We start from the raw sequence: 25305 nt of genomic DNA, 5'->3' as shown, positions 1-25305 counted from the left end.
ACGCAGCGGGGCGAGCTTCTACGCGTCATGTCAGCACTTCAGCCAAGGGACCGCGCCATCGCTACGACATCAGAGCCGCGCGGCACGCGTGCCGCGGATTCGGAGGCGACCAAGGCCAACATCCTCGCGGTCGCGCGCGCCGAGTTTGCCGACAAGGGCTTGAGCGGCGCGCGGATCGACGAGATTGCCGAGCGCACCAACACCAGCAAGCGGATGATCTATTATCATTTCGCGAGCAAGGAGGGGCTGTATCGCGCTGTCCTCGAAGAAGCCTATACCCGCATCCGCGAGACCGAGACGGCAATGCCGATCGAGACGATGGGCGCCGAGGAGGCGCTCAAGACCAACGTCCGGATGACCTTCGACTATCATCACGAGCACCCCGAATTCGTGCGGCTGGTGATGAACGAGAACATGCACCACGGCGAATTCATCCGCGACGTCGCGGGGATCAAGCGGCGCAACGAGAGCGTGATCCGCGTGCTCGGCGAAATCCTGGCGAAGGGCCGCGACGAGGGCGTGTTTCGCGCCGATCTCGACCCGATCGACCTGCACATGACGATCAGCGCGCTATGCTTCTACAACGTCTCGAACCGCTATACCTTTTCGGAGATCTTCCGGCGCGACATGGTTTCGCCCGACGCGGTCGAACGGCGGCGCGAGCAGGTGGTCGAGGTGGTCTTGGCGGCGTGTCGGCCCTCCTAGCGGCCGGGTAGCCTGCGATAGGCGAGGCGATCGGCTTGGTATGACCCGAGCCAGAGCGTGTCGCCGACGATCGCGGCGGCCGAGACGCCGTTGAACGCGGGGTCGGGTTCGCCATACGCCACGGTCGTGACGGTGCCCGTCCCCGGATCGATCGCGGCGGCGACGTAGCCGCGGTGACACAGCATCTTGTCGGCCTCGCCCGCGACGACGCGGCGCAGTCCACCGCATGCGGGCTCGTCGAGCCGCATCCCCGCCGCGACGAGGCGACCGTCGGTCCAGTGGATGTTGTCGGGCATGAAGCCGGGCATCTCGATCGTGCGCACGGGCTTTGTCGGATGGCGTCGGTCGTAGACCAAGACGGAGTGCCACCCGAACGCGACGACGTAGAAATGGCGCTCGTCGGGGTCGGTCTCAAGCCCATTGTTGCCGGGCAGCTGCGTGCCGGGGATTTCGCTGAACGCTGCCGCGCCGGGTGCCCATTGCCACACCGCGCCGGTGCGCTTGCCGAGGACGAAATCGCCGATCGTCGTGCCGGGGCGGGTGAGGACGGTCACCAGCAGCGTGCCGTCGGCGAAGGTCGCGACGGCGTTGCCGACTTGCCCCGCGGGCATCAGGCGGCAGCCGCGCCAGTGGAGGGCAAGGCCGCCTGCTCCCAGCGTCACGTCGAAAATCTCGATCGATTCGCGGCCGCCATGATTGACGACGTGGAGCGTGTAACGGCCTTCGCCGACGCGGCGCAGGCTGAGGCCGCGCGCGTTGAAGAGGGCCGGATCGACCGGGCCGGGACACTCCGGATAGGCGCGCCGGTCGGGGTCGACCTGCCCCGCGCTCCCGTCGAACCATGGCGCCGCGCGATGCGTCTCGGTGTCGACCAGCTTCAGCCCGGCGCCCGGCGCGAAGCCGCTGGCGATGATCCATTTCGTGCCGGGGATCGCGACGACATCCTCGGGATGCGCGGTGCCGCAGACGAAGCCGAGCGAAGCGCCGGGCGGGCACGCCTCGGCCGGCGCGGCCAGAGCGAGCAAAGCGGCGAGCCAGATCACAGCACGATCCGCTTCACGTCGCCGACGATGAAGATATAGGACAGCGCCCCCATCAGCGAGAGGATGCCGACGAAGGCGAGCGCGTAGAAGAACGAGCCGGTCTCGGCAACGATCAGCCCGATTACCAGCGGCGTGATGATCCCCGCGAGATTGGCGGCGAGATTGAAGATCCCGCCGGTCAGGCCGAGCATGCCCTCGGGCGCGATGTCGGACACCAGCGTCCAGCCCAGCGCCGCCATCCCCTGCGCGAAAAAGGCGAGCGAGAGGATCGCGATCACCGCCGCGTTCGACTCGACGAAATTGGCGGCGATGATCGTCGAGGCGAGCAGCAGGCCGGTGATGATCGGCGTCTTGCGCGCGATACTGGCCGAGAGGCCGCGGCGCAGCATCGTATCCGACCACCACCCACCGAACAGCACGCCGACCGAGGCGGCGATGAACGGCAGCACCGCGTAGAAACCGATCTTGAGGAAGGCCATGTGGCGCTCGGTCGCGAGATAGGTCGGGAACCAGGTGAGGAAGAAGATGAGCGTCGAATTGCCACCGAACTGGCCGAGGCAGATGCCCCACATCCGGCGGAAGCGCAGCAGCTTGCTCGCCTTGCTCCAGTCGATCCGGGCGCCCTTGGCGGCGCCGCCGACGAGGCCGCCGCCTTCGGCGATATAAGCGAGCTCGGCGGCGTTGACGGTCTTGTGGTCGGCGGGTTCGCGATAGCGCGCGAGCCAGACCAAAGTGAAGGCGAGGCCGATCACCCCGCACACGATGAACAGCGAGCGCCAGCCGTGCAGCGCGAGCAGCCAGAACAGCAGCGGGCTGAGGAACGCCAGGCCGATATATTCGCCGACGGTGTAGACGCCGGTGGCCAGGGCGCGCTCCGACTGCGGGAACCAGGTCGCGACGACCCGGCTGTTAGCGGGGAAGCACGGCGCCTCGGCAAGGCCGAGCGCGAGCCGCAGCCCGAGCAGCGCGCCGAGCGACCCGACCAGCGCGTGAAGCAGCGTGAACAGCGACCAGAAGCCGACCGACAGCGCATAGGTCAGCCGCGTGCCGAAGCGATCGAGGAACAGCCCGCCGGGGACCTGCGACGCGGCATAGCTCCACGAGAAAGCCGAGAAGACGATCCCCATCACCGCCGGGTTGAGCGCGAGATCCTTGGTCAGCGCCGGCGCGGCGATGCCGAGGATCGTGCGGTCGAGATAGTTGACCAGCGTGCCGGTCGCGATCAGCCCGAGCATCGCGAAGCGCGCGCGGCTGGGACGGGCGGCGCTGACGCTCGCGTGGATCGTGCCGGTTTCGCTCATGCCCTCATCCTCTCGCACGCGGGGGATGGTCTTGTGCCACCGCGCCCGCTTTGTCCCGCCGTAGCGGCGAATTTAGAACCGCGCCGCCATCCGTTCGCGATTCGCCGGGTGGCCGGTGAACAGGTCGAACGCGCGCGCCGCCTGGAACACTGCCATGTCGCCGCCATGCGCGGTGCGGCAGCCGATCGCCCGCGCGGCGGCGAGCAGCGCGGTCTCGAGCGGGAAATAGACGACATCGGCGACCCACAGATCGGGCCGCAGCAAGGCCGCGTCGACCGGGATGCCGGGGTGCCCCTCCATGCCGATCGGCGTCGCGTTGATGATGCCCTGTGCATCGGCAATCTCCGCGGCGATCGGCCGCGTCGCGGCGCGCGCGATCCCGCCGGGCAGCCGCGCGACGAGATCGGCGGCGCGCGTCGCCTGCGGGTCGACGATCACCAGTTCGCGGCAGCCGAGATTGACCATCGCCATCGCGGTCGCGGCGCCTGCGCCACCCGCGCCGATCTGCACCACGCGGTCGAGCGCCACGCCGCCGAGTTGGCGTTCGAAGCCTTCGGCAAAGCCATACGAATCGGTGTTGTGCCCGGTGCTGCGGCCGTCGCGAAATACCACGGTGTTGACCGCGCCGATCGCGCGCGCCTCGTCGCTGAGCTCGTCGAGCAACGCCATCACGCGTTGCTTGAAGGGGTGCGTCACATTGACCCCGGCAAAGCCCGCCGCGCGCACCATCTCGAGCGTCTGCGCGAGATCGGCGTCCCGCTCGGGCGGCTGCGCGAGATCGAGCAAGCGGTAGCGCAGCGCGAAGCCCTGCGCCGCAGCCTCCGCCTCGTGCATTTCGGGCGAGCGCGAGCCTTGGATGTCCATGCCGATCAGCCCGGTCAGGATCACGTCGCGCGCACCGTCTTCCGCCGCCATCGCTGTGCCATCGTCGCTCACACCAGAACCTCCCCGGTGCCGGCTGGATCGACCCATATTGGGGCGTCGGCCGGCCGCTTGTACATCCATTGACTTGGTACGAACCATTTCGTACATCAAATGTCAACGGGGCGCGAATGGGGCGAGCCGGGAACGGGACAAGCGCCGCAGAGCGTTGTTTTGAGGGGATCAGATCGGCATGCGACTCGCCACTCTTGCTATCGCCACGATGCTGGGCTGCGCCGCGGGCGCCGCGACTGCGCAGAGCAATGGCGCGCGCATCGCCGATGCCAGCCCGATCGGCGCAGGCGTCCAGGCGGTCGGCGCCGACTCGTTCGCCGGCGTGAAGGTCGCATTCCCTGATGGCGTCACCGGCTATCCCGACCTGCCCTATCAGACACTGCCGGGCTATCGTCCGCTCAAGCTCGACCTGTTCCTGCCGCCCGCAAGCTTTGCCGCGGCGGGCCCGCGGCCGCTGGTCGTGTACGTCCATGGCGGTGGGTGGATGGCGGGCGGCCCGCGGCGCAGCGCCGCCTATGTCGATTGGCCCAAGGTGCTCGCCGCGCTTGCCGCCAAGGGCTATGTCGTGGCCAGCGTCTCCTACCGCTTCTCGCGCGAGGCGCCGTTTCCGGCGGCGATCCAGGATGTGAAGGCCGGCATCCGCTGGCTGCGCGCGCATGCCGCCGATTACAATATCGACCCAAAGCGCGCGGCGATCTGGGGCCAGTCGGCCGGGGGGCATCTGGCGGCGCTCGCAGGCGTCAGCTGCAATGTCGCCGCGCTCGAACCCGGCGCGCGGATCGTCCCCAAGGCGGGCAATGTCGAGACCGTCGCCTCGACCGCGGCCGGCAGCGACCAGGCGTCGGACTGCGTCCAGGCGGTGGTCGGCTGGTTCGGCATCTACGATTTCGCCGCGCTCGCCAAGCGGACCAGCCCGCCGCCGGGCGTGCCCGCGGGCCCGAGCGCCGACGATTTGTTCCTCGGCTGCCCCGACGGGAATTGCACCGCGCAGCAACGCGCCTTCGCCTCGCCCGTCACCTATGTCGACCGCAGCGACCCGCCATTTCTGCTGATGCATGGCAGCGACGACCGCACCGTGCCCGAGGCGCAGACCGAACTGTTCGACGCGGCGCTGCGTGCAAAGGGCGTGTCGGTGCGGAAAATCGTCATTCCCGGCGTCGACCATAGCTGGATCGGCAAGACGCCCGAGGCGACGCGCGATGCGAGCAAGCTCGCGCTGCACACCGCGATCGACTTCATCAACGCGCAGATCGGCGACGCGGCGAAACGATAGACATCGAAGCACTCCGTCACGCCGGTCGAAACCGGCGGACGCACCAAGGGGAGGATGACCATGAAGATGAGCATTTTGATGCGCCGCGTTCTGGCACAGTCGGTTTCGCGCGGGGCGATCGTCGCGGGGGCGGCGCTGATGATCGGCGTGACCGCGACGCCGGCGATGGCGCAGGCGATCGGCACGACCGGTCCGGTAACGACCACCGACCAGGTGACCAAGCCCGGTGATGCCACCACCGCCGCCGCGCAGGCCGATGCGGCGCAGGCGGCGATCGCCCCACGCGCCCAAGCCGCCGAGGCGAGCGGCGACAATGCCGACATCGTCGTCACCGGATCGCTGATCCAGCGCCCGAACAACACCTCGGTCAGCCCGATCGTCAGCGTCGGCGATGTCGCGATCAAGGAAGCCGGCGTCGCGACGCTGCAGGATGCGCTCAACCAGTTCCCGAGCTTCACCACCGGCGGCAATGCCGGCACCGGCGGGCAGGGCACCGGCGGTCGCGCGTCGATCAACCTTCACGGGCTCGGCACCAACCGCAACCTCGTGCTGCTCGACGGTCGCCGCCTGCCGTCGTCCGACATCAACGGCAATGTCGACGTCAACATCCTGCCCGAGGCGATCATCGACGGGATCGACGTGATCACCGGCGGCGCGTCGGCAGTCTACGGCTCGGACGCGATGTCGGGCGTGGTCAACTTCAAGACCGTGCGCAAGCTCGAGGGCGTCCGCGTCGACCTGCTCAACACGATCAGCGAGCGCGGCGATGCCTATCGCTTCAACGGCTCGCTCGCGCTCGGCTCGAGCTTCGCCGACGATCGCGGCCATGTCATCGCGGCGTTCAGCTATGCCAAGCAGAACCCGATCAACGGCAGCGCGCGCGATTTCTTCTACGACAAGACGCCATCGTCGTTCATCGGCACCGGCACCTTCGTGCCGAGCGCGACCAACGCGCCCAACGCCGCGGTCGAGCAGGCCGTGTTCGCCCGCTACGGCGTGACCAGCACGATCAACCCGTTGCTCAATCTCGGCTTCAACAACAACCAATCGCTGTTCGTGCAGACCGGCGCGGTCAACTATCAGGGGCAGACGAACAAGTCGGGCTATCTTCTCGTCGGCAACAACGTCCGCATGCCGGTCGGCCAGCAGACCGATTTTTACAACGGGCTCGATCGCAAGACCGCCTTCGTGAAGGCCGACTATGAGGTCGCTCCTGGCATCACCGCCTACGGCCAGTTCATGTATGTCGACCTGAACGTGAAGACCGCGAGCGGCGGCAGCCTCACGCAGTTCGGTGTGCCGCTCACCGTGCCCGTCACCAATCCGTTCGTCCCGACCGACCTGCGCACGATCCTCGCGTCGCGGCCCAATCCGGGCGCGAACTTCACGATCAATGGTCGCTATGTCGGGGTACCGTACAAGAATTTCGAAGAGCAGTATACCGTCCAGCAATATCTGGCGGGGGTTCGCGGCGGGATTGCGAGTGGGTGGACCTTCGACGTCTACGCCTCGTACGACCAGTCGGTGCACGATCAGGCGATCCATTCGGCCGTAGTCAAGAGTCGCGTACAGTCGCTGCTGAGCGCGGCGGACGGTGGGGCGTCGCTGTGCGCGGGCGGCTACAATCCCTTCGGCGATGCCAATGCGCGCGGCCTGTCGCAGGCGTGCGTCAATTACATCACCAAGGACGCCTTCTCGAAGGAGAAGGTCTCGCAGACGCAGGTGCAGGGCCAGATCAACGGCAAGCTGTTCGATCTCGGCGCCGGCCCCGCGCAGATCGCGGTCGTCGCCGATTATCGGCGCAACACCTACAGCTACACGCCCGACAGCGATCTCGCCGCGCAGAACCTCGAATCGATCATCGCCTCGGCCGGCGCGCGCGGCGCGATCACGCTCAAGGAAGCGGCGGCGCAGCTCGACATTCCGCTGCTCGCCGACCGGCCGTTCTTCCGCGAACTCGGCATCGGCGGCGCGGTGCGCGTCTCCGATTACTCGACCAGCGGATCGGTGACGAGCTTCGAGGGCGATGCGCGCTGGCGACCGATCGACGCCCTGCTGTTCCGCGGCAGCTATCAGCGCGCCGTCCGCGCGCCCAACATCGGCGAGCTGTTCGCGCCGGCATCGGGCACGCAGCTGGTGATCGGCACGCCGCCGGCGTCGCTCGGCGACCCCTGCGACGTGCGCTCGACCGCGCGCGGCGGTGCCAATGCCGCGCAGGTCAGCGCGCTGTGCGTCGCGCAGGGCATCCCCGGTGCCGCAGTCAGCAGCTACACCTTCCCGACCACGGCGACGGGCCAGACCGTCACCGGCAACACCGCGCTCACCCCGGAAAAGGCCAACACCTTCAACTTCGGCCTCGTGCTCAACGCGCCGATCCGCAGCGGGCTGTTCCGCGATTTCACGCTCTCGGTCGATTATTACAACATCAACATCAAGAACGTGATCTCGTCGGTGCCGGGCCTCACCGTCCTGTCGAAATGCTTCAACCTCGACGGGTCGAACCCGAGCTATGCCAACAGCAATCCCTACTGCCAGTTGATCCAGCGTGACGCGACCGGGCAGATCGTCTCGGTCTCGACGCCTTATCTCAACCTCGGCGGGCTCAAGACCGACGGCGTCGAGATCCAGGCGCATCTCGGGCTGCCGCTCGCGATCGCCGGCGCGCGGGGCAAGGTCTATGTCGATACCGCGGTCGGCTATACCCGCAGCTACAAGGTGCAGTTGCTGCCCAATACGCCGTTCCTCGATTACGTCGGGGTCAGCAATGGTGGCGCGGGGACCGGATCGGTGCCGCCGCGCGCGACGCCGCGGTGGAAGAGCCTGACGACGCTCGGCTATCGCTCCGACGCGTTCGGGATGGGGCTGCGCTGGCGCTATCAGGGCCCGCTGCGCGATGTCAGCGCGGTGCTGACCCCGGCGACCGCGCAGGTCGGCGTGGCAGCCTACTCGCTGTTCGATCTGTTCGTGTCGACCAAGATCTCCAAGGGCTTCGAGCTGCGCGGCGGCGTCAACAATTTGCTCGACAAGGGGCTGCCGTTCGTCGCCAGTTCGCAGAACGGCACCGACGTCGCGCTGTACGATCCGATCGGGCGGTCCTTCTATGTCGGCGTCAAGCTGGGGTTCTAAGCGGAGCGTCGGCGCGGTCGTGAAAAAACTTGGCCTCCGCGGTTACGGTCGCGGGGGCCAAGCGGCGTTTGTGCGCGATCAGCCTGGCCGGCGCGGATACGGGCGGCGGCCGTTTCGCGCGGCTGCGCGTCGGAACTGCGGTAGCGTATGGCGAAGTTGCGCGGGTATATACCTGCCGGATACCACACCCCTTACGACGTAGCACCAGGAGGGCCTCGGTACGACAACGTCTGCGGATGGAGATCAGACAGGTAGCGCCACCTTGAATGAACGCGACGGTGTCCACTGGGTCGCCAACCCGACGAGCTTTAGGCGGATCGGTTAGGGAGGCACTTCGCTAGCGATTAAAAGGACATAGGAACCTGTTAGGAGAGCTTTTGGATCGCAGCGTCATGGTGAGGGTAGACGGTTGACGATAAAGTCGTGCACGAAATGCGAACTAACAGGAATTGCATAGCCGCGAGTCGATGAAACCGGGGGTGATGGCGATGAACAGCGCGACGGACGGTGCCTGGGATATTGAAGCGATCATCGCGCGGACTGCGCTTAAATATGATTTGCTGCCTTATGAGTCGAAGCCGTTTGCGCAGAGCCAGCCCGGCAGACTTGCGGCGATCTGCAAACTGTTCTCGCTCCAAGCGGCACCGCTCGAATCGGCGCGCGTGCTGGAACTCGGCTGTGCCTCGGGCGGTAACATCTTGCCCCATGCCGTACGCTTTCCGGATGCGACGTTCGTCGGGTTCGATCTTGCCCGGACGCAAGTTGCGGCGGGGCGCGCCCGGATCAAGGCGCTCGGACTGCGTAACATCGAAATCCTGTGCCAAAGCTTTACCGAGATTGACGACGATCTTGGCCAATTCGACTACATCATTTGCCACGGCGTGTTCAGTTGGGTGCCGCCTGCAGTTCAGGAGGCGATTTTCCAGGTCGTACGCGCTCGATTGTCGCCGGTTGGCGTAGCGTGCATCAGCTACAACGTGCTTCCCGGTTGGCGGATGATGCAGCCGTTGCGTGACGCGTTCCTGCTTGAGATTCCCGACAGCGTCGATTCATTAGACCGGGTCGCCAAAGCCCGAGAGCTGCTGGCATTCCTCAAACAGGCTACGCCCGACACGGGACCGTATGGCGATATGCTGCGCGCGTGGGCGGACCGGCTGGCGATCCTACCCGACGACTATATCGCGCACGAATTTCTCGAGGAAACCAACGCGCCGAGCACGGTGCGTGACTTTGTCCACGGGGCCGCTCGCCACGGTCTGGGCTATCTCGGCGAGTGCGAGCTGTCGTCGATGATCCTCGACAATTACGATGCGAGCGTCGCCGGGCAGGTCCGGACCCGATCCGGCAACGACCTGGTTGAAACCGAGCAATATCTCGACCTTTTGTCGGGGCGCACCTTTCGCCAGTCGCTGCTGGTCGCGAGCGACCGCATGACGGGGGTAGATCGCTCGCTCACCCCGGACCGCATCGCTGACTTGCAATTCCTCGCGCCTGCCGGACTGACGGCGACGCTTGAGGGAGACGTTGCGACGGTCACCGATCCGGCCGGTCGGACGCTGACTTCGACTCACGGCGATGTGATCGAGGGGATCGAGCGCCTGGTGGCGCGTTTTCCGGCATCCTCTGGGCTCGATGATCTCGCGACCGGCATGAGCGATGCAGGGCGGAGCGCCTTGCGCGAAGCGCTGTACCGGATGGTGATCGGCGGCATGCTGCATGTCTCGACGTCTGTCGTTTCGGCATGTCCCGAAATCGGCGACAAACCCGTCGCGCTGGAGCTTGCCCGGATGGACGCCGCCGCCGGAGCAACGCTGACGACGAACCAGCGCCATGAATCTGTGGCGATCGATGCGGCGGCGAAGATCCTGCTGGTGGCGATGGACGGCAGCCGGGACCAGAATGCGCTTGCGGCGCTGCTTCTGGCAGAAGCGAAGGCGGGGCGGCTCGTCTTCAATCGCGACGGGCAACCGATCGTCGATCCGGTCGAGCTCGATGGAGTCGTTGCCGACCATCTGCCCACGCTGCTTGCGGGCATCGCCGCCGCCGGTCTGGTAGAACGCTCGCAATAATGGTACCGTTTCGGTCGTGGATCGCATCTGTTTCATGCGAATCCCCCAATAACAAAAAGATGCGCGTGTTTCGGGAAAACGGCGACAGATTTACTGGGGGGAACTGGCGATGGTGTGCGCAGCGAATGAGCCCATGCGAGCCGACCGCAATTCTCCCGATACATCGCCAGGCCAACGACCGCACACGAGGTTAGCCGCGAGGGCGGCCAAATTGGGCGCGTCGACGGCGCTCGGGTTCGGCGTCCTGGTCGCCTATGCCGTCCTTGCGCCCGCGCCGAGCTATGCGCAGTGCGTGATCGGCACCAACGTCGTCTGTACCGGCCCAGCTCCCGACCCGACAACGTCGATCACCGGCGCCGCCTCGGTCACGTACCAGAACGGTGAAACCAACAGCAGCTCCAAGGGGCTGGCGGTCAATGGCAGCGCTGGCACCCCAACGCTCAGCGTTGCGATCGATAAGACGTCGTCGATTACGGCAAGCGTCGCCGGCGGTGCCGCGGGCGGCGCGGCTCTGCTGATTTCAAACAACAACGGCAGCATCAACACGACGACGCCGACCAAGAGCGGTATCAACGGGAACCTGACGTCGACTGTCGGTGCGGGCCTTAGCGTACAGACCAAAAATGCGCTCGGCGATATCAGCATCGTCCAAGGCGCGACCTCCTCGATCAGCGGTACGACGTCGGGCATCATCGCGCGGGTCGATGACGGCGGTGATCTCGAGATCCAGACGGCTGGCAATGTTACCGCGACCGCGGGCGCGGCGATCGATGCGCAGCTCACTAGCGGCGCGGCGGGCAACGGCGGCGTGGCGGTGCAGACGCTGGCGGGTGGGACGATCAGCGCGACCGGTGGCAGCGGCATCCTGGCACAGAACAGTCTGAACGGCACGGGCGGGGTCACGATCCTGAACGACGCGGCGCTGCAGGTGTCGGGCGGCAACGGCATCTTTGCGGTCCGCAACCAGGGCAGCGGCGACGTGCTGGTGACGAGCAATGGCGCGATCGGCAGCGGGGCGGGTGGTCCGGGGACGCTGAGCACGGGGATCCTGGCGGCGCTCAACCCGGGTGCGCAGGGGAATGTGACGGTCAACCTCAATGCCGGCATCGGCTCGGCGAGCGATGTGGCGACCGGCGCTGGCATCTCGGCGCAGAACGGCGGCTCGGGCAACACCGGCAATGTCGCGGTCAATCTGAACAACGCGAGCATCTTTGCGACCAGCAGCGGCATTTCGGCGCAGCAGTTCGGCTTTGGTAAAGTCGATGTCATCGGCACGGGCAGCGGCACGATCAGCGCGGCGAACGGCACGGGGATCACCGCATTGGTCAACAATGCGCGGCCTGGCACCATCACGGTCAATGTCGCGCAGGACGTGGTCGCGAAGACCGGCGGCATCACCGCGACGAGCGCGGGCGATGGCACCATCAGCGTGACCGCGGGTAACGTCACGACCGTTGGCGGGACGGGGATCAACGCGGCGACGACCGGGCTTGGCGCGGTGACGGTGGCGGGCAGCGGCACTATCACGACGGGTGCGGGCGGTACGGGAATCACGGCGACGATCACCAATGCGGCGAGCACGGCCGACGTGATCGTCAACCGCAACGGCGGCACCGTGACCGGCGACAAGGGGATCGTCGCCAAGAGCGACGGTACCGGCAATGTGAACGTGACCGCGTTTAGCGTCACGAGCAAGGCGGGCGCGGCGATCGATGCGCAGCTCACCAGCGGGGCGGCGGGCACTGGCAGCGTGGCGGTGCAGACGCTGGCGGGTGGGACGATCAGCGCGACCGGCGGCAGCGGCATCCTCGCGCAGAACAGTCTGAACGGCGCGGGCGGGGTCACGATCCTGAACGACGCGACGTTGAAGGTGTCGGGCGGCAACGGCATCTTTGCGGTCCGCAACCAGGGCAGCGGCGACGTGCTGGTGACGAGCAATGGCGCGATCGGCAGCGGGGCGGGTGGTCCGGGGACGCTGAGCACGGGGATCCTGGCGGCGCTTAACCCGGGTGCGCAGGGGAATGTGACGGTCAACCTCAATGCCGGCATCGGCTCGGCGAGCGATGTGGCGACCGGCGCTGGGATATCGGCTCAAAACGGCGGCTCGGGCAACACCGGCAATGTCGCGGTCAATGTGAACAATGCGAGCATCTTTGCGACCAGCAGCGGCATTTCGGCGCAGCAGTTCGGCTTTGGCAAAGTCGATGTCATCGGTACGGGCAGCGGCACGATCAGCGCGGCGAACGGCACTGGGATCACCGCATTGGTCAACAATGCGCGGCCTGGCACCATCACGGTCAATGTCGCGCAGGACGTGGTCGCAAAGACCGGCGGCATCACCGCGACGAGCGCGGGCGACGGGACCATCAGCGTGACCGCGGGCAACGTCACGACCGTTGGCGGGACGGGGATCAACGCGGCGACGACCGGGCTTGGCGCGGTGACGGTGGCGGGCAGCGGCACTATCACGACGGGTGCGGGCGGCACGGGGATCACGGCGACGATCACCAATGCGGCGAGCACGGCCGACGTGATCGTCAACCGCACCGCCGGCACCGTGACCGGCGACAAGGGGATCGCTGCGACCAGCACCGGCACGGGCAACGTCAGCGTCACTTCGGTCGGCAAAGTCACCGGTACCGCAGCAGAGGGCATTCTGACGACCGGCAATGCTGGCGTCACGGTCAATGTCGCGAACACCGTGACCGGCGCGACCCGCGGGCTGAGCCTGGTCGGCGGGACCGGTGGTGCGGGCAACATCCTGGTCACTGGCACCGGCGGGTTCGTCGGCGGGACGGGAGATGCGGCCAACATCCTCAACAGCGGGTCGGGCACGACCATTGTCAACATCTCGGGCGCGAGCAGCTCGACCGGCGGCAACGGGATTTTCGTTCGCGACGTGGCGGCGGGGACCGGGATCAGCGTCACCACCGGCGCGGTCACTGCACTGAACGCGGGCAAGAACGCGATCGATGTTCAGCGCCAGTCGCTGACCGGCAACCTGATCGAGGTGGCGAACGGCAACGTGAAGGCGGGCAACGCCGGGATGGTCGGCGCGATCCTCAATGCGGCGGCGACCGGTAACATCAGCCTCACCGCCAACGGCGCGATCGATGCGCGGTTCGGGGTCGATGCCGAGAACTTCGGCAAGGGCACCACGAGCGTGGCGACGATCGGCCCGGTCACCGCGACCAGCGGCAACGGCATCTTTGCGCTGAGCGCCGGCGGCAACGTCCTGGTCAACGCAGGCGACGTGACCTCGACCGGCAACACCGCAATCATCGCGCAGCAGACCGCAGGCGCGGGCACGGGCGCGGTTACTGTGACTACGGCTAATGTCTCGGGCACGACCGGCATTTCCGCGACCAATTCCGGCAGCGGCGCGATCGGCATCACGACCACCGGCACGGTGACCGGCACGAGCGCCGAAGGCATCTTGGCGACCGGCAAGAACGCGGTGAGCGTCAGCGTCGCCAACACCGTGACCGGTGCGACTCGCGGTCTGTCGCTGATCGGCGGGACGGGTGGTGCGGGCAACATCCTGGTGACCGGCACCGGCGGGTTCGTCGGCGGGCCCGGCGATGCGGCCAACATCCTCAACAGCGGGTCGGGCACGACCATCGTCACCATCTCGGGCGCGAGCAGCTCGGCGGGCGGCAACGGGATCTTCGTGCGCGACGTGGCGGCGGGGGCCGGGGTCAGCGTCACCACCGGCGCGGTCACTGCGCTGACCGCGGGCAAGAACGCGATCGACGTGCAGAGCCAGTCGCTGACCGGCAACCTGATCGAGGTGGCGAACGGCAACGTGAAGGCGGGCAATGCCGGGATGGTCGGCGCGATCCTCAATGCGGCGGCGACCGGCAACATCAGCCTCACCGCCAACGGCGCGATCGATGCGCGCTTCGGGGTCGATGCCGAGAACTTCGGCAAGGGCAACACGAGCGTGGCGACGATCGGCCCGGTGACCGCGACCAGCGGCAACGGCATCTTCGCGCTGAGCGCGGGCGGCAACGTCCTGGTCAACGCAGGCGACGTGACCTCGAGCGGCAACACCGCGATTATCGCGCAGCAGACCGCAGGCGCGGGCACGGGCGCGGTTACTGTGACCGCAGGAAATGTCTCGGGCACGACCGGAATCAGCGCGACCAACTCCGGCAGCGGCGCGATCGGCATCACGACCACCGGCACGGTGACCGGCACGAGCGCCGAGGGCATCCTGGCGACCGGCAAGAACGCGGTGAGCGTCAGCGTCGCCAACACCGTGACCGGTGCGACTCGCGGTCTGTCGCTGATCGGCGGGACGGGTGGTGCGGGCAACATCCTGGTGACCGGCACCGGCGGGTTCGTCGGCGGGAGCGGCGATGCGGCCAACATCCTCAACAGCGGGTCGGGCACGACCATCGTCACCATCTCGGGGGCGAGCAGCTCGGCGGGCGGCAACGGGATCTTCGTGCGCGACGTGGCGGCGGGCACCGGGGTCAGCGTTACCACCGGCGCGGTCACTGCGCTGACCGCGGGCAAGAACGCGATCGACGTGCAGAGCCAGTCGCTCACCGGCAACCTCATCGAAGTGGCAAACGGCAACGTGAAGGCGGGCAACGCCGGGATGGTCGGTGCGATCCTCAATGCGGCGGCGACCGGTAACATCAGCCTCACCGCCAACGGCGCGATCGATGCGCGGTTCGGGGTCGATGCCGAGAACTTCGGCAAGGGCAATACGAGCGTGGCGACGATCGGCCCGGTCACCGCGACCAGCGGCAACGGCATCTTTGCGCTGAGCGCCGGCGGCAACGTCCTGGTCAACGCAGGCGACGTGACCTCGACCGGCAACACCGCAATCATCGCGCAGCAGACCGCAGGCGCGGGCACGGGCGCGGTTACTGTGACCGCGGCTAACGTATCGGGCACGACCGGAATCAGCGCGACCAACTCCGGCAGCGGCGCGATCGGCATCACGACCACCGGCACGGTGACCGGCACGAGCGCCGAGGGCATCCTGGCGACCGGCAAGAACGCGGTGAGCGTCAGCGTCGCGAACACCGTAACCGGCGCGACCCGCGGGCTGAGCCTGGTCGGCGGCACCGGAGGTGCGGGCAACACCCTAGTGACCGGCACCGGCGGGTTCGTCGGCGGGACGGGCGATGCGGCGAACATCCTCAACAGCGGGTCGGGCACGACCATTGTCACCATCTCGGGCGCAAGCAGCTCGGCGGGCGGCAACGGGATCTTCGTGCGCGACGTGGCGGCGGGGACCGGGGTCAGCGTCACCACCGGCGCGGTCACTGCGCTGACCGCGGGCAAGAACGCGATCGATGTTCAGAGCCAGTCGCTGACCGGCAACCTGATCGAGGTGGCAAACGGCAACGTGAAGGCGGGCAACGCCGGGATGGTCGGTGCGATCCTCAATGCGGCGGCGACCGGTACCATCAGCCTCACCGCCAACGGCGCGATCGATGCGCGGTTCGGGGTCGATGCCGAGAACTTCGGCAAGGGCAATACGAGCGTGGCGACGATCGGCCCGGTCACCGCGACCAGCGGCAACGGCATCTTTGCGCTGAGCGCCGGCGGCAACGTCCTGGTCAACGCAGGCGACGTGACCTCGACCGGCAACACCGCAATCATCGCGCAGCAGACCGCAGGCGCGGGCACGGGCGCGGTTACTGTGACCGCGGCTAATGTCTCGGGCACGACCGGCATTTCCGCGACCAACTCCGGCAGCGGCACGATCGGCATCACCACCACCGGCACGGTGGCCGGCACGGGCGCCGAAGGCATTTTGGCGACCGGCAAGAACGCGGTGAGCGTCAGCGTCGCGAACACCGTAACCGGCGCGACCCGCGGGCTGAGCCTGGTCGGCGGCACCGGCGGTGCGGGCAACATCCTGGTGACCGGCACCGGCGGGTTCGTCGGCGGGACCGGCGATGCGGCGAACATCCTCAACAGCGGGTCGGGCACGACCATCGTCACCATCTCGGGTGCGAGCAGCTCGGCGGGCGGCAACGGGATCTTCGTGCGCGACGTGGCGGCGGGGGCCGGGGTCAGCGTCACCACCGGCGCGGTCACCGCGCTGAGCGGGGGCAAGAACGCGATCGACGTGCAGAGCCAGTCGCTCACCGGCAACCTCATCGAGGTGGCGAACGGCAACGTGAAGGCGGGCAACGCCGGGATGGTCGGTGCGATCCTCAATGCGGCGGCGACCGGTAACATCAGCCTCACCGCCAACGGCGCGATCGATGCGCGGTTCGGGGTCGATGCCGAGAACTTCGGCAAGGGCACCACGAGCGTCGCGACGATCGGCCCGGTCACCGCGACCAGCGGCAACGGCATCTTCGCGCTGAGCGCGGGCGGCAACGTCCTGGTCAACGCAGGCGATGTGACCTCGAGCGGCAACACCGCGATCATCGCGCAGCAGACTGCAGGGGCAGGCGCGGGCGCGATCGCCGTCAGCGCGGGCAACGTCTCGGGGACGAGCGGCATCGTCGCAACCAACGCCGGCAGCGGCGCGATTTCGATCGCCGGCGCGGGCAATGTTTCGAGTACGGGCGGCATTGGCATCACCGCGACCAACACCAATGTCGCCGCCAACACCGCAACGATTGACGTCGCCACGACGTCTGGCAAGCTCGTCACCGCCGCCGGCGGCAACGCGATCGAGACCAACAGCGGGATTTCGACCGGGCTGACGACGATCGCGGTCAATGGCAGCGTCAAGGCAACCGACAAGTCCGGCGTCGTCGCCACCAGCGCGGGTGGCGGTGTGAAGATCACGCAAGGCGCGGGCTCGACGATCACCGCCGCGGTCGATGCGATCAAGGTCAACAATAGCGTCGGCGGTGCGATCACCGTCAACGCGGGCGGGACGCTCGTCGCCAACAACGGTTCGGGCGTGTTCGTCAACACTACCGCCGCGACTGCCGATGCGATCGCTGTCACGACCAATATCGTCAAGTCGACGGGAGGCGCGGGCACGTGGGGATCGCAGGTTCGCGCTTCGGCTGGCACGGGTGACATCGTCATCACCAGCAATGGCGCGATGTCGAGCGCAACCGGGCCATCGACGATCTTCGGCGGCATCTTGGCGCTGACCACTGCCGCGTCGAACCGCAACATCACGGTCAATGTGAATGCCGATATCGGCACTGCGACCGATCTGTCGTCGGCGGCACAAGTGCAGGTGAGCGGCACGTCGAGTTCGGCAAAGCTGCTGGCGGTCAACGTCAATAACGCGAGCATCTTCGGCGGCACCGGCGCGATCAAGGTCACGCAGGGCGCGGCGAGCCTGGGCGACATCCAGATCCTCGGCACCGGCACGGGCACGCTGAGCGCGACCAAGGCGGGCGCGATCGGCGTCAACGCCGGGATTCTCAACGCGGCCAATGTCGGCAAGATCACGGTCGACGTCACGCAGAATGTCGTCGGCGACGTTCAGGGCATCGCCGCAACGACGATCGGCAACGGCGCTGTCTCGGTTAATGCTCGGGGCGCTGTGACGGCGACTGCGGGTACGGGCATCACAGCGACGTCCGTCGGCGGCAATGTGACGGTCGCGACGCTTGATAAGGTTACGGCGACAACAGGCGGCGTACAGGCCTTCACGAGTGGCAGCGGCGTCGCGAGCGTATCTACGGCGGGTTTGGTGTCATCGTCGACGGGGTTCGGGGTCAACATCAGCGCAGACCAGGGCGTCAGTTACGCCAATGGTGGTGGCGTGTCGGCGCAGGATGGCGTCCGGCTGTTTTCCAACCTCGGGTCCGTCGCCATGACAGGGGCGGGGAACGTCACGGCCACCGGGGGCACCGGGGTGCTGGCAATCGCTGCCGGCAAGCTCGATCTGCTGGGAACAGGGAGCATTAGCTCGACATTCAACGGCATCACGGCGAATTCAGGTGGTCCGCTGACGATTGCAGGTGTCGGTAATATCGCGAGTTCAAGCGGCGACGGCATCAGCGCTTCTGCAACAAACGGTGTGATTTCGATTACGGCTGCCGGTTCGGTCGCAGGCAATATCGCAGGCATTCGCGCGAACAACGGCGGCTTTTTGACCGGGGTTTCGATCACTACCGCCGGGTTGGTGTCGGGCGCGTCGGACCGTGGCATCTTCGTGTCCTCGCCGTTCACCGCGACCGCAATCAAAATTGCCAATAACGGCGGCGTCAGCGGGTTCGGGGGCATCGAAGTCCAAAGCGGATCGGGGCCGATTACGATCAGCGGTGCCGGGTTTGTAACCGGCACTGGATTTACGGGCCTGTCAGCAATCACCGTAGGCGACATCGCGTTGACCGGCACCGGCGCCGTCACGGCAGTGCGCGACGGGATTTTCGCCTCCTCCGCGCTCGGCAATGTCGCCGTGTCGGAAACCGGTGCGATCAAGGCAGGCTTCAGCGGGATCATCGCGCAAAGCGTTGCAGGCAATGGCAATGTCACGGTTGCGCCAGCATCGAGCGTGACTGCCGACGGCGACGGCATCCGCGCGACGTCGGTCGGTCTGGGAACGGTTAGCGTAACCACCGCTGGCGCTGTCGCCTCGACCAACGGCAAGGGCATCGTGACGAGTGCGAGTGGCGGCACGACGTCGATCGCAACGGGCGCAGCGGTTAGTGGCAAAACCCTGGGCATTGCCGCAACCGCAAGTGGCGGCGGCAGCATTGCCATGGCCGTCAACGGGAATGTGACCGTATCGGCAGGAGCCGGCGTCTCGGCCGCGAATACGACCGCGGCGGGCAATGCCGCGCCGATCACGATCTCTCAAAAGGCCGGAACCGTCATAGCGACGACCGGGGGCGATGGCATCGTCGCGAACAGCGGCGTCTCGACCGGCCTCACGACGATTGCGGTGGGCGGCACCGTGACGTCGACGGACAGAACCGGCATCACCGCGACCAGCGCGGGCGGCGGCGTGGCGATCGGTCAGGCAGCAGGCTCGACGATCGCGGCGGGCGTCGATGCGATCAAGGTCAACAACAGCGTCGGCGGTGCGATCACCGTCAATTCGGCGGGAACGCTCATCGCCAACAACGGCTCGGGCGTGTTCGTCAACACCAACGCCGCGACTGCCGACCCGATTTTCGTTACCACGAATATCGTCAAGTCGACCGGTGGCGCGGGCACTTGGGGATCGCAGGTTCGCGCTTCGGCGGGCACCGGTGACATCGTCATCACCAGCAATGGCGCGATGGGAAGCGCGACTGCGCCGTCGTCGATCTTCGGCGGCATCTTGGCGCTGACCACTGCCGCATCGAACCGCAACATCACTGTCAATGTGAATGCCGATATCGGCACCGCGACCGATCTTTCGTCGGCGGCACAAGTGCAGGTGAGTGGCACGTCGAGCTCGGCAAAGCTGCTGGCGGTCAACGTCAATAACGCGAGCATCTTCGGCGGCCCCGGCGCGATCAAGGTCACGCAGGGCGGGGCGGGGCTGGGCGACATCCAGATCCTCGGCACCGGCACCGGCACGTTGAGCTCGGCCACCGGAATCGCGGTCAGCGCCGCCAACATCGGCACGGGCGCGGGCAACATCCTGGTCCAGACCTCGCAGAATGTGCTCGGCAAGACCGGCGGACTTGCCGCATCGACCAGCGGCGCGGGCAACATCACCGTCACGGCGATGGGCAATGTCACGACCAGCGCCGATGGCGCGATCACCGCCACAAACACCAATGCGGCGGCCAATGCAGGGACGATCCTCGTCCAGGTTGCGGGCGGCAAGACCGTCAGCGCGACCGGCGGCAACGGCATCACCACAAACAGCGGCCAATCGACCGGCACCACCACCATCCTGGTCGCAGGCGAAGTCAAAGCCAGCGGCGCGGGCTTTGCCGGGATCAAGGGGACATCGACGGCGGGCAATATCGCGGCCATCGTTACCGCGACCGGCGCGGTCGATCCTGCGATCGGGGTCGATCTGGCCACGGTCAACGGCGCGCTGTCGGTCGACAACGCCGGCCTGATCATCGGCGACACGACCGGCATCCGTCTGCTCGCAACCGGCACCGGCACTGCGACCGTCACCAACAGCGGCAGACTGACCGGCGGAGCCAACGCGATCGCCGGATCGACCAACAATACCGCCTTCACCGTAGTCAATTCGGGGACGATGAGCGGCGGTGTGAGCGTCAGCGGATCGAATGTCGCGGGCTCGACGCTCACCAACACCGGCACCTGGAACAATGGCGCCAATGCCTCGACCTTCTCGGGCAATTTCGTGAACGCTGGCCTGGATACGATCGCGGCGGGCGGATCGCAGCTGTTCGCGGGCACGACGACCAACACCAACCGCATAACCTTCGCCGGCGCGGGCAGCTTCACCACCAATGGCGCGATGACCAACGGCGGTATCATCAATGCGCAGAACGGCGTCGCGGGCAACAACCAGGTGATCGTCGGCGGGACCTATGCCGGCGGCGGGCAGTTTCAGGTCGATGCCAGCACCGCGACGGGCCTTGCCGACACGCTGCGCATCAGCGGCATCGCGAGCGGGGTTACCAATGTCCTGATCAACCAGACCGGCAAAGCATATCTTCCGAGCGGCTTCTTGCCGATCGTCACGGTCGGGGCGGGCACGGCAAGCTCGACCTTCGTGTCGTCGTCGCTCCTCTCGCCGACCGGCCTGCTGCTCGAGCGGTTCGGCCTCAATCCCGCCAACGCTACGCAGTTCGGCATCATCCAGACGTTCAACCCCGGGGCGGCCCGCCTGGGTTCGCTGTCAACGGTGGCCGGGGGCGTGTCGCAGTTCATCGATGAACCGATGAGCGCTTTCGTCACACAAAAGCTCGACCCCGCGGCCAATGCGCTCCAACTCGGCCTGTGGGCACGCGGCGGAGCCGGTCGGTTCAACCAGACTCTGACGACCGCCTTCACGACCGGTGGCGCTGCCGCCAGCAGTTTCGCGCGGCGGGTACAGACCAACCACCAACTGCTGCAGGGCGGCATCGATTTCGGCTTGCTCAACCTGAGCAATTCCGGCTGGAATATTCACGCTGGAATCACCGGCGGCAATGCCGAGGCCAGTGCGAGAGAAACCCAGGGCACGACCAAGATTTCGACCCATTTCGTCGGCGGCTATGCGTTTGTCACGAACGGCGCTTTCCTGCTCGAAGGCGGGCTGCGCCGCGAATGGCGATCGTTCGATCTCTCCGATTTCAGCCTGTTCGGCGTGCCATCCACCACAACGACGAAGGGACGCGCCACGGCGGGGTCGGTCTCGGTGGCGTACAAGATCCGCTTCGGCAGCCATTGGAGCATCACGCCGAGCGCTGCGCTCAGCTTCTCCGACGGCACCATCGATACCTTTGCGATCGATGGGCTGACGACCTTTGCCCCCGGCCGGGACCGGACGTTGATCGGCAAATTCGGCGGACGCGTGTCGTACAAGGCGGATATTGCGCGCGATCTGATCATCGAGCCCTATGCCGGGGCCTATGCGCTGCGGAATTTCTCGAACACCGAGGGCTCGTCGGTGACCTATATCGGTAGCACCACGACCACCTTCACCGGGCGCACCACTGCGTATCGCGACGCCGTCCGCGCCAATGTCGGGATCATGGCGACCAACAAGAGCGGTCGCCTGGGTGCCTTTGTCGAAGGCAACGCGGTGACCGGCGGCGGCCTGGCAGGCGGATCGATGAGCATCGGCGCACGGTTGAACTTCTGACGACGACGCGATCGACCCACAAACGGACGTTCGGGCGGCCCGCTTCTCTGTCCAGTTCCGGACGAGCAGCGCTTTGCCACTTCGCCATTCGGCGGCACGAGTGCCGCTCCCGAAAGTGGCCGTATGGTTATCTCGTCCGCGCTTCCCGCATCGGTGGGGTACCAAACAATCGCCGATATTCCCGGCTGAATTGCGACACGCTTTGATAACCGACCGAGAAGGCCGCCGTGCTTGCGCTCGTTGCTTCGGTCAGGAGCAACCGCCGGGCTTCGTAAAGCCGAAGGGTCTTTTGATACTGCAGCGGCGCCATTCCAGTCGCTGCCTTGAAGCGTCGATGAAAGGCAGAGCAACTCATGCCGGCCGACCGCGCGATGTCCTCGACTCGGAACGATCGGGTATAGGTTTCCGCGATCATCGCGAGCGCCTTTCTGATCGGCGCTACCCTCGGGTCGGCGGAAGCGATCTGCTTCAAGATCGTCCCTTGGGGGCCTTGAAGCAGGCGATACACAATCTCCTGCTCCAGTAGGGGAGCCATGATCGGCACATCTTCGGGCCTGTCGATCAACCCTAGCATCCGCCTCCAAGCGTCGAGCAGATCGTGATCGGCTGGATCGATCGCGAACGCCTTCCGGTTCGCTTCAGAGCCAGCATCGGGCATCTTGGCCACAAGATCCGAGACGATCCTCGCCTCGACCGCGAGACTGATCGCGAGATAGGGACGATCCGTAGTCGCCTTGGTAATTTTTGCCATGACGGGAAGATCGAGGGCCGCTGTAAACGTGTGTCCCGCGCGATAGGTCAGCAACTCGTCGCCGATTGAAAGCTGCTTTTCGCCCTGGAGTATCAGGCTGACAACCGGTCGATAGGTCTCCGGCAAAAGATCGATGCACCGGCTAACCTTGTACAGACCGACATTCGGCATGGCCGTCGGCGTAAGGCCCTCCCCAACGTGTCGGGCAACCGCGCAAGCCAGGTCGGTAAGAGTGCGGTCCATCACCATGCCTATGTCAGGCCGATCGCATTCGATCAATTATCGTGCAGGAATAGGCAAAAAACCGGCAGGATAAGGTGCGCGCAAAGGCGTGCGCCCGGCTATGTGCGCGGTGACGACCATGGAGACGACATGAACCCCGTAGGAAATACCATTTTCATCACCGGCGGAAGCTCCGGAATCGGTCGGGCGCTCGCGCATCGGTGGCACGATCTGGGCAACACGGTGATCGTCGCTGGCCGCCGGCGCAGTTTGCTTGAAAAAACGATCGAAGGTCGGTTGGGCATGACGTTTTACGAGTTGGACGTCGCTGACCAAGACGCGATCGCGGCTGTGACCGGCCGGCTGATCGCCGAGCATCCTGACCTCAATGTGCTGGTCAATTGCGCGGGGATTTCGGGGTCGGAAGATCCCACGTCCGCCCGCGATCTTTCGCTTGGGGAAAAGATGGTCGTCACCAATTTTCTGGGCCCCGTCCGCGTAATCGATGCGCTCGTCGATCATCTTAGGGGTCGCCCGGCGGCTGCGATCGTGGTCGTCTCCTCGGGCACAGGGTTCGTGCCGTATCCGGCCGCTCCAACCTATTCGGCGAGCAAGGCGGCGCTCCACTCCTACACGGTGTCATTACGCGCCCTCCTAAAAGGCCGCCCACAGGTCATCGAGATCATCCCGCCGCAAGTGGCGACCGACCTAATGGAGGGCCTGAAGGACTCGCCGTTCAGCGTTGCACTCGACACATTTGCCGACGACGTGATGGCGCAACTCCTGACCGATCCATCGGCGGACGAGATCATCGTCGATGCTGTGAAGCCGTTCCGCTTCGCCGAGCGGGACGGCAAGGTAGAGGAAATCGTAAACGCCATGATCGCGAATAGCTGAGGGCACTTGCTGGGGCCTGGTGCGTCAAGGGAATTTTCCGGAATAATATTACGCTAGTGGTGGCCAAGCGAGGCGCGCTAAGACGGCGGGATGCAGCGGCTCGATATCGCAATTGCCGGTTGCGGCCCGGCAGGGCTGGCCGCGGCTTTGCTTCTTCACCGAGACGGACACAGCGTCACGCTTTTCGAGCGGTTCGACACGCCTCAGCCGGTCGGCTCCGGATTGATGATCCAGCCGACAGGCTTTGCCGTGTTGCGCCACCTCGGCCTCGACACAGCGTTACTCGATCATGGCGCGCGGGTAGATCGGCTGCGCGGAGAAGCGGGAACCAGCGGTCGCGCCGTGCTCGATGTGCAATATGCTGCCCTCGGCCATGACGGCGGATTTGGCGTGGGCGTGCACCGCGCGACGCTGTTCGCGCTGTTACACAATGCGGTCGTGGCGGAAGGCATCGCCATCGCGCGCGGGCATGCCGTGATCGGCAGCGAGCGTCTCTCCGATGACCGCCGGCGGCTTCTGCTGGACGACGCAAGCAGCGCCGGTCCGTTCGATTTGATCGTGGACGCACTCGGCACGCGCACGCCGCTCGCACCGCCATGCGGCCGCGCGCTGGCCTATGGAGCGTTGTGGGGTACGCTGGATTGGCCGGATACCACCGCGCTGGACCCTGCGGCACTCGAGCAGCGGTATCGGCGCGCTAGCGTGATGGTCGGTGTGTTGCCGATCGGCCGCTTTCCCGACAGCGCTACGCAGAAGGCCGCCTTCTTCTGGTCGCTGCGCGCCGATCGGCTGGACCATTGGCAGGCGAGTGGGTTGGATGCGTGGAAAAGCGACGTCGCCAATCTCTGGCCGGCGACCCGTCCTCTGCTCGACCAGATCGTGACGTCGAACCAGCTCACCTTTGCACGCTACGCGCACCGTACGCTGCCGTCGCCGGCCGAGCCGGGCATGATCCATCTCGGCGATGCGTGGCATTCCGCCAGCCCGCAGCTGGGGCAGGGGGCCAATATGGCGCTGCTCGATGCCTACGCCTTGGCGCTGGCCATGCGGGGTGCCGGGGACGTTGCCACCGCCCTTCAACGCGCTGTCGCGTCACGGCGGCGCCATGTCCGGCTTTATCAGACGCTGACCGCGCTGTTCACGCCCGTCTATCAGTCCGACAGTTATGTCTTGCCCTTCGTGCGGGATCGCATTGTCGGCCCGGTCTCGAAACTCTGGCCGGCGACCTGGATTCAGGCGGCCATGGTAAGCGGTCTTGTCGGTGATCCACTCGGGCCACTGGGTCTGCGATTGCCGACCGATTGAGATCTCCGGGTTCGGGATATGTCC

The 25305-nt window shown here is 66.3% G+C and carries 11 protein-coding genes; 7 read left to right on the top strand and 4 right to left on the bottom strand.

Annotated elements, in window-relative coordinates:
* Positions 1-27 precede the first annotated feature (27 nt).
* Entirely contained in the window at positions 28-705 is a 678-nt protein-coding gene (locus U1872_RS15550) for a TetR/AcrR family transcriptional regulator (RefSeq protein WP_332793825.1), read from the top strand.
* Here the strand turns inward: U1872_RS15550 and U1872_RS15545 are convergent.
* The 3 genes from U1872_RS15545 to U1872_RS15535 all read right to left on the bottom strand — a co-directional run bounded on the left by U1872_RS15545 (position 702) and on the right by U1872_RS15535 (position 3985).
* The gene (locus tag U1872_RS15545; RefSeq protein WP_332793824.1) at positions 702-1748 is read right to left on the bottom strand and encodes a hypothetical protein; all 1047 of its coding nucleotides are present in this window, start codon (positions 1746-1748) and stop codon (positions 702-704) included. The two genes, U1872_RS15550 and U1872_RS15545, sit on opposite strands and share 4 nt — an antisense overlap.
* Positions 1745-3049, bottom strand: a complete 1305-nt coding sequence (locus U1872_RS15540) for an MFS transporter (RefSeq protein WP_332793823.1) — start codon at positions 3047-3049, stop codon at positions 1745-1747. Before U1872_RS15540 ends, U1872_RS15545 begins: the two co-directional genes overlap by 4 nt.
* A 72-nt stretch (positions 3050-3121) precedes the next feature.
* Positions 3122-3985 (bottom strand): shikimate dehydrogenase, encoded by an 864-nt coding sequence (locus U1872_RS15535; RefSeq protein ID WP_332793822.1) that lies wholly within the window; start codon positions 3983-3985, stop codon positions 3122-3124.
* A gap of 178 nt (positions 3986-4163) precedes the next feature.
* On the opposite strand from U1872_RS15535, the gene U1872_RS15530 reads away from it, so the two are divergent.
* The 4 genes from U1872_RS15530 (at position 4164) to U1872_RS15515 (ending at position 22106) form a co-directional block, all read left to right on the top strand.
* Positions 4164-5258 carry an alpha/beta fold hydrolase gene (locus U1872_RS15530; RefSeq protein WP_332793821.1) on the top strand — a complete coding sequence of 365 codons (1095 nt, stop codon included), beginning with the start codon at positions 4164-4166 and terminating at the stop codon, positions 5256-5258.
* A gap of 60 nt (positions 5259-5318) precedes the next feature.
* The gene (locus U1872_RS15525; protein WP_332793820.1) at positions 5319-8384 is read left to right on the top strand and encodes a TonB-dependent receptor domain-containing protein; all 3066 of its coding nucleotides are present in this window, start codon (positions 5319-5321) and stop codon (positions 8382-8384) included.
* Between the two features lie 488 nt (positions 8385-8872).
* Positions 8873-10453: a class I SAM-dependent methyltransferase gene (locus U1872_RS15520; RefSeq protein WP_332793819.1), complete on the top strand. Its 1581-nt coding sequence runs from the start codon at positions 8873-8875 to the stop codon at positions 10451-10453.
* A 211-nt stretch (positions 10454-10664) separates the two neighbouring features.
* Positions 10665-22106, top strand: coding sequence for a hypothetical protein (locus U1872_RS15515; RefSeq protein WP_332793818.1), 11442 nt, complete (start codon positions 10665-10667; stop codon positions 22104-22106).
* Between the two features lie 127 nt (positions 22107-22233).
* On the opposite strand, the gene U1872_RS15510 is transcribed toward U1872_RS15515, so the two are convergent.
* Positions 22234-23100: an AraC family transcriptional regulator gene (locus U1872_RS15510; RefSeq protein ID WP_332793817.1), complete on the bottom strand. Its 867-nt coding sequence runs from the start codon at positions 23098-23100 to the stop codon at positions 22234-22236.
* A 129-nt stretch (positions 23101-23229) separates the two neighbouring features.
* Between U1872_RS15510 and U1872_RS15505 the strand changes: the two genes are divergently transcribed.
* Entirely contained in the window at positions 23230-23976 is a 747-nt protein-coding gene (locus tag U1872_RS15505; RefSeq protein WP_332793816.1) for an SDR family oxidoreductase, read from the top strand.
* 90 nt (positions 23977-24066) lie between these two features.
* Positions 24067-25281, top strand: coding sequence for an FAD-dependent oxidoreductase (locus U1872_RS15500; protein WP_332793815.1), 1215 nt, complete (start codon positions 24067-24069; stop codon positions 25279-25281).
* The last annotated feature ends 24 nt before the right edge of the window (positions 25282-25305 follow it).

Source organism: Parasphingomonas frigoris (assembly GCF_036663815.1).
In the GTDB taxonomy this organism is placed as follows: domain Bacteria; phylum Pseudomonadota; class Alphaproteobacteria; order Sphingomonadales; family Sphingomonadaceae; genus Sphingomonas.
The sequence above is the reverse complement of the archived record's forward strand: the minus strand, read 5'-3'. Positions and strand labels throughout refer to the sequence as shown.